Source organism: Lentzea sp. NPDC060358, from assembly GCF_042725365.1.
Classification (GTDB): Bacteria; Actinomycetota; Actinomycetes; order Mycobacteriales; family Pseudonocardiaceae; genus Lentzea.
The window spans coordinates 1-5,939 of the sequence record NZ_JBHXCW010000357.1 but is presented as its reverse complement, the minus strand read 5'-3'; the positions used below and the strand labels follow the sequence as shown (position 1 = coordinate 5,939).

Below are 5,939 nucleotides of genomic sequence, written 5' to 3'. Positions count from 1 at the left end.
AGTCCGGAGTGGACTCGCGCCGGCCCCGGCTCAGGAGTGCGCGATCAGCGAGAAGCCCAGCACGCCCGTCGCCGTGAAGTCGATGGCCGGTTCGGAGCTCGGCCACGAGCGCAGGTCGTCGGCGAACACGGACCTCGCCGAGTCGAACTGGCGCGTGTAGGGCTTGGTGCAGTCCACCGACCCCGCGGGCATCTCGCCGAGGTCGCCGAACAGCGAGGCGTCGTTCGGGCCGTTGATCACCGCGCCGACCAGCACCTTCGCGCCGCCGGACGACGAACCGGACAGGTTCGCCGCCTGGTGGTGGGGGCACTGCGGGAACTTCGTGCCGACGCCGACGATCAGCGACGTGCCCCACGCGTTCGTGCCGAGCGCGAAGCCGCGCTGCTGGGTGCCGAAGGTCGCGTACCGCTGCGAGCCGGTGAGCTTCCGGTGCAGCGCGGCCGTGGTGATGTAGCCGAACGTGCGGGAGCCGACGTCCCAGGTCCCGACGTCGGCGGCGGTGCGGAACGGCGACGACTGGGCGGCCTCGACGCCCTTGCGCAGCTGCCGTTCGACGTCGGCCACGACCTGCTGCTCGGTCACCTCGGCGCCGGGCACGCCCTTCCTCAGCAACGGCGCGAGGTCGGCGTGGCCCAGCGCGGAGATGTTGTAGACGTTCAACGTGTCGGGGTCGCCGGTGGCCAGGAACTCGGCCGCCCAGTGCGCCGCGGCGCGGGCGAAGGACTCGTAGCGCTTGTCGTTCAACGACTTGGCGGCCAGCGCGAGCTGCGTCGCGCCGAACTCCAGGTCGTCGGTCCACGACTCCTCGGGGTAGTAGGCGTGCGGGAACGCCGTCACGAGCTCGCCGACGTCCGAGGTCTTGGCCAGGGCGAACAGCGACGCCGCCTTGTCCAGGTACGACCGGGCGAGACGCGGGTCGCGCGTGGACTCGATCTGCGCGGCCAGGGCGAACGAGCCCGCGACCCGGCCGGCCAGGTTCGGGCTGATCTTCTCGCCGGCGGAGTTGGCGCGGAAGACGGGCCGGTGCTTGATGTAGTACTCGCTGTCGCCCGGCCGCACGTCGAGCTGGTCGTCGGCCTCCGGCAGGCGCCACACGTCGTGGTCGCCGACGAAGCCGAACTCCTCGGACCCCGTGCCGATGCCGACCTGGGCGTACAGGACGCCGGTCTTCTCGTCCCACGCCTTGTCGAGCCACTTCAGGCCGAACTTGGCCTCTTCGTACAACGCGGCGTCGTGCTTGGTGCGCAACGCCAGCAGCATCGACGCCGTCGAGTACGACGACGCGTGCGTGAACTTCACGAAGTCGCCCGCGTCGAACCAGCCGCCCTCGAGGTCGACCCGCGTCCCGGTCGGCTGCAGCGGCGCGGCGATCTCGTCGCCGCCCTCGCCCGCGAACACCGGTGCCTCGTAGACCATCGCGGACCGGTCGGTGAGGTGCGCGGGCTTGCGGTTCAGCCTGCCCGGGACCACGTCCGCGCCATCGCGCTGCGCCTGGAAGAACTCGACGGTGTTGTGCGCGACCGGCGCGAACAGCGCGCGCGGCGAGTCGATCCGGAACGCCGGCGACACGGCCGCGCCGACCTTGATCCGGTACGTGCCGGAGGCCTTCACCGGCGAGAAGTCGATCGGGTGCACCGCGGGGAACTTCTCGCTCCACGCGCCCGTCGACGCGCCGGTCCTGCCGGTCAGCACGGTCCGGCCGCGGCCGTCGACGACCGCGAACCGGGCGTTCGCGGCGCCGCCGAGGACGTACGCGTGCTTCGCCTCGGAGTTGCCAAACCCGACCTGGTCGAGCCGGACGTGCGCGGCCGGTGCGGCCTGGGCGGGCGCCGCGACGACGCCGGTGAGCACTGCGGCGGCGAGCGCCGCACGTCTGATGCGCATGAGAGGAACTCCCGGTCCCGGCCCCGACCTCGAGCCATCGGTTAAGAAAGTTTCCTAATAGTGCGCAGCAGGGTATCCGCCCGAACCGGACATCACCAGCCCTCGGGCGGCTCCGCGAACGCGGAGGACAGGTCGCGGGTCAGCGAGAGCGCGCGCTTGACCCACGCCGACGTCGCGCCGGCCAGGCCGCAGGTGGGGGTGGGCAGTGCCTTCTCGGAGAGGATCGACCGCGGGAAGCCCAGCCGGTCGGTCAGCGTGAACGCCCGCTGCCCCACGTCCTTGAGCGTCACGGGCGCGCCGGGGTCGAGGCTCGGGACCAGGCCCAGCGCGAGCGTCGTGCCCGCCTCCCAGGTCTCGCCGATCTCGTCGAGCGCCTCCGCCCCCTTGATCAACGTCGCGTCGAACGAGATCGCGCTCGCCCCGGCCTCGCGCAGCAGCGTCAGCGGCGGCTGCGGCGCGCAGCAGTGCACGAGCACCTCGTGGTCGCCCAGGGCCTCGATCACGGTTGCCAGCACGGCGCGGGCGTCCGGGCCGGGCACGGCGGGCACGGTGCCGAGCTTCGACGGCGTCGGGAGCAGGCCCTGCAGCACGGCGGGCAGGCCCGGTTCGTCGAGCTGCACGACGACCTTCGCCCCGGTGCGCTTGGCGACCTCGGCGGCGTGCTGCCGCAGACCCTCGGCCAGCGACTCCGAGAACTCCTTCACGGCGCCGCGGTCGGTGAGCACGCGATGGCCGCGCATCAGCTCGATGTTCGACATCAAGGTCCACGGCCCGACTGCCTGCACCTTCACCACCGACGGCTGCGCGCCCGCGCGTTCCAACGCCTCGTCGAACGCGTCCAGGTCGCCGCGCAGCAGGTCGACGGCACGCCGGTGGTCGCGGCCGGGCCGCGGGTTCACCCGGTACCCGGACGTGACGACCTCGATCGCGAGGTCGACGAGCAGGCCGGCGGTGCGGCCGACCATGTCCGCGCCCACTCCCCGCGCAGGCAGCTCCGGGACGTGCGGCAGTTCCGGCAGCTCGCCGACGATGACTCTCGCCGCCTCGTCGATGTCGGTTCCGGGCAGCGATCCGATTCCAGTTGCTCCACGCACCGCCGAATTGTTCCACTGTCCGGCAGACAGAAGAGGTCTAGACCCATTGACGCTGTGGTCTAGGCCACTTACCGTGACTGAGCAGGTGCTGACAGTCCGAGCACCCGACAGACGTGGTGTGGGAACGCGACGCGCCCCGCGTTCCCACACCGCTCCCTTCCTCTCCCTGCCGGAAGGACCCCTCCATGAACCGCTCCGCCCTCCTCTGCGCCGGGGCCGCTGCCGCACTCGTGGCCGGTCTCGTCGCGCTCGCCCCCACCGCCTCCGCGGCCGGTGAGTCGGCGGTGATCAGCCAGGACTCCTCCTGGGGCTCCGGCTACCAGGGCAAGGCCACGATCACCGCGGGCGCCACCGCGCTGGCCGGCTGGAAGCTCGAGTTCGACCTCGCCGGCACCGTGGGCTCCTACTGGGACGCCACGCTGACCAGCAGCGGCAACCACCACACGTTCACGAACCGCGAGTACAACGGCACCGTGGGCGCGGGCGCCTCCACGAGCTTCGGTTTCCTGGTGAGCGGCTCGGCCCTGCCGACGAACTGCAAGCTCAACGGCGTCCCGTGCGGCGGTGGCACCAACCCCACCACCACGACGACGACCACGACGACCACCGGTCCCACCACCACGACGTCCGACGTGCCGCCCACACCCGGCAGCGCGCGCGTCGCGCCGTACATCGACATCACGATGCCGACGCCGTCACTGGTCGACGTGGCCAACGCGACCGGCCAGAAGCACTTCACGCTCGCGTTCGCGCTGGGCTCGTCGGCCGGCTGCGACCCCGCCTGGGGCGGCACGGTCCCGCTGACCGACAGCCGGATCGTGAACGACACCAAGGCGCTGAAGGCCCAGGGCGGCAGCGTGATCGTCGCGACCGGCGGCGCGATGGGCCCGTACCTCGAGCACGTCTGCTCCACCGCCGACGCCCTCTACAACGCCTACGTGAAGGTGCTGGACGCCGTGGGCTCCAACAGCATCGACGTGGACGTGGAGGCGACGATCCCGCAGGGCGTCGTGAACACGGCGCTGAAGAAGCTGCAGGACACCCGCGGCACCACCGTCAGCTACACGATGCGCATCCAGGGCCAGGACTACGGCATGGACCCGTACTCGGTGGACGTGCTGAAGGACGCAGCCGCCAAGGGCGTCACCGTGCTGGTGAACCCGATGCTGATGAACTTCGGCTACACGGGCAACTGGGGCGACGCGATGGTCAACGCGGCCAACGCCACCCTCGGGCAGATGCGCGGCATCTGGCCGTCGAAGTCCGACGCGCAACTGAAGGCGTTGCTCGGTCTCACGCCGATGATCGGACGCAACGACACGGGCCCGACGACGACTCAGGACGACGCGCGCAAGGTCCTCGACTACGCGAAGACCAACCACGTCGGACGGGTCGCGTTCTGGTCCGCCGGCCGTGACAAGGGCTGCCCCGGCGGCGGCGTCTCGCCCACGTGCAGCGGAATCTCGCAGTCCACCTGGGAGTTCACGAACCTGTTCAAGGCCTACACGGGCTGATTCACACCCTGCGGAGCGAAGGCCGGTGCGGGCTCCGCACCGGCCTTCCTCAGTGCGTCAGGGCGCTCAGCAGGAGCTGCAGCATCCGCAGCCCGGACCCGTGCACCCACCGCAGCACGAACAACCACCCATGGTGACCACCTCCGATGTTGAGCGATCATGCATTCGGACAGTAAGTCCGCGTGAACGCTGCGTGACACCACCGCCAGGGTGATTACGCTGCCACGAATGAATGGTCCTGCTGAGATGCTCGCCGCCGACAAGGCCTCCTCCGCCCTCGGCATCACGCCGGTCGACCTGCGCGACGGGTACGCGCTGGTGCGGATGGTGGTCGCCGAGAACATGATCAACGGCCACGGCATCGCGCACGGCGGGTACCTCTTCCTGCTCGCGGACACGGCGTTCGCCTGCGCCTGCAACCGGGCCGGGTCCGTCACCGTCGCCGCCACGGCCGAGATCGACTTCATCCGGCCCGTGCACGAGGGCGACGAGCTGGTGGCGGAGGCGGTGGAACGGACCCGGTTCGGCCGCAGCGGGATCTACGACATCACGGTCAGGCGTGGGAGCGAGGTCGTGGCCGAGTTCCGGGGTCGCTCGCGGACCCTGCGCTCCTGAGGCCGGCGGCCTGCAGCACCGCGAACCCGAGCACGGCGAGCCCCTGGGCGAGCACGAGGGCGACGCCGGGACCGGTCAGCGGAAACCACCTCAGCTCCGCGGTGAGAACGCTGTCCAGCGCCCACACGACGTTGCCGACGACCACCAGCAGCACGACGCGGCGGTCCGGAACGGTGCGGGTGCCGAGGAAGAAGACACCCAGCCCGTAGAGCACGCAGAACGAGCCGAGCCCGATCTGCCAGCCCACCGGGATTCCGATCTCCGGGCGCACCAGGAGGGTTAGCAGACCGAGGGCGGAGGAAGCGATGCCGTCGAGTTTCAAAGCGAATTTCAGCATGGCCCGACGATCGCCCGGCCGGCGCTGCCAGAACCACGTCACACGCTGCCAACTCCTGCCATCAGGTCGGCCGCGACCAGGCGCGCGGCGGCGTTCTGCCAGTTGTGCAGGGTCCGCTCCGGCACCTGCGTGACGAACCACTGCAACGCCCGGCGGTCTTCCGCGTCGAGGTCCTCGCGTTTGGTCCGCACCGAATACGGGCGGATTCCCTTGACGTAGTAGAAGTACAGCGCGTTGTAATGACGCCATTCGTCACTCGTGCCGAAATCGCCGTCCGCGGGCTTCAGCCGCCGGATGCTCGCCAGCAGCAGGCTTTTCAACCGGGCGGCCCGGTCCAGTGGCGGGCCGTCGGCGGTGAGGGCGATCAACGGGCTCGCGACGAGCTTCCCGAGGTCGCCGTAGTGGCTCAGCGCCTTGCGGGTGAGGCGGGCGAACTCCGCCGGGTCGTCGGTGACGAGCGGCCGGCGCCGCGGCAACGACTCCGCGGCCTCGCGC

General features: G+C 70.8%; 6 protein-coding genes. 2 read left to right on the top strand and 4 right to left on the bottom strand.

The window, feature by feature from the left end; all coding sequences use genetic code 11:
* Positions 1–30: 30 nt before the first annotated feature.
* The gene (locus ACFWGZ_RS38870; protein ID WP_382456598.1) at positions 31–1,884 is read right to left on the bottom strand and encodes a glycoside hydrolase family 9 protein; all 1,854 of its coding nucleotides are present in this window, start codon (positions 1,882–1,884) and stop codon (positions 31–33) included.
* A 92-nt stretch (positions 1,885–1,976) separates the two neighbouring features.
* Positions 1,977–2,978 (bottom strand): methionine synthase, encoded by a 1,002-nt coding sequence (locus tag ACFWGZ_RS38865; protein WP_382456597.1) that lies wholly within the window; start codon positions 2,976–2,978, stop codon positions 1,977–1,979.
* A gap of 185 nt (positions 2,979–3,163) precedes the next feature.
* Here ACFWGZ_RS38865 and ACFWGZ_RS38860 point away from each other — a divergent pair, with 185 nt between their 5' ends.
* Both ACFWGZ_RS38860 and paaI read left to right on the top strand, forming a co-directional pair.
* Complete coding sequence (locus ACFWGZ_RS38860) at positions 3,164–4,492, top strand: cellulose binding domain-containing protein (RefSeq protein WP_382456596.1); 1,329 nt, start codon at positions 3,164–3,166, stop codon at positions 4,490–4,492.
* A gap of 228 nt (positions 4,493–4,720) precedes the next feature.
* Positions 4,721–5,107, top strand: a complete 387-nt coding sequence (gene paaI, locus ACFWGZ_RS38855; protein ID WP_382456595.1) for a hydroxyphenylacetyl-CoA thioesterase PaaI — start codon at positions 4,721–4,723, stop codon at positions 5,105–5,107.
* On the opposite strand, the gene ACFWGZ_RS38850 is transcribed toward paaI, so the two are convergent.
* Both ACFWGZ_RS38850 and ACFWGZ_RS38845 read right to left on the bottom strand, forming a co-directional pair.
* Positions 5,046–5,444: a hypothetical protein gene (locus ACFWGZ_RS38850; protein ID WP_382456594.1), complete on the bottom strand. Its 399-nt coding sequence runs from the start codon at positions 5,442–5,444 to the stop codon at positions 5,046–5,048. The genes paaI and ACFWGZ_RS38850 overlap by 62 nt on opposite strands.
* A 38-nt stretch (positions 5,445–5,482) precedes the next feature.
* Positions 5,483–5,939: hypothetical protein (locus ACFWGZ_RS38845; RefSeq protein ID WP_382456593.1), on the bottom strand; the 457-nt coding region annotated here is incomplete at its 5' end.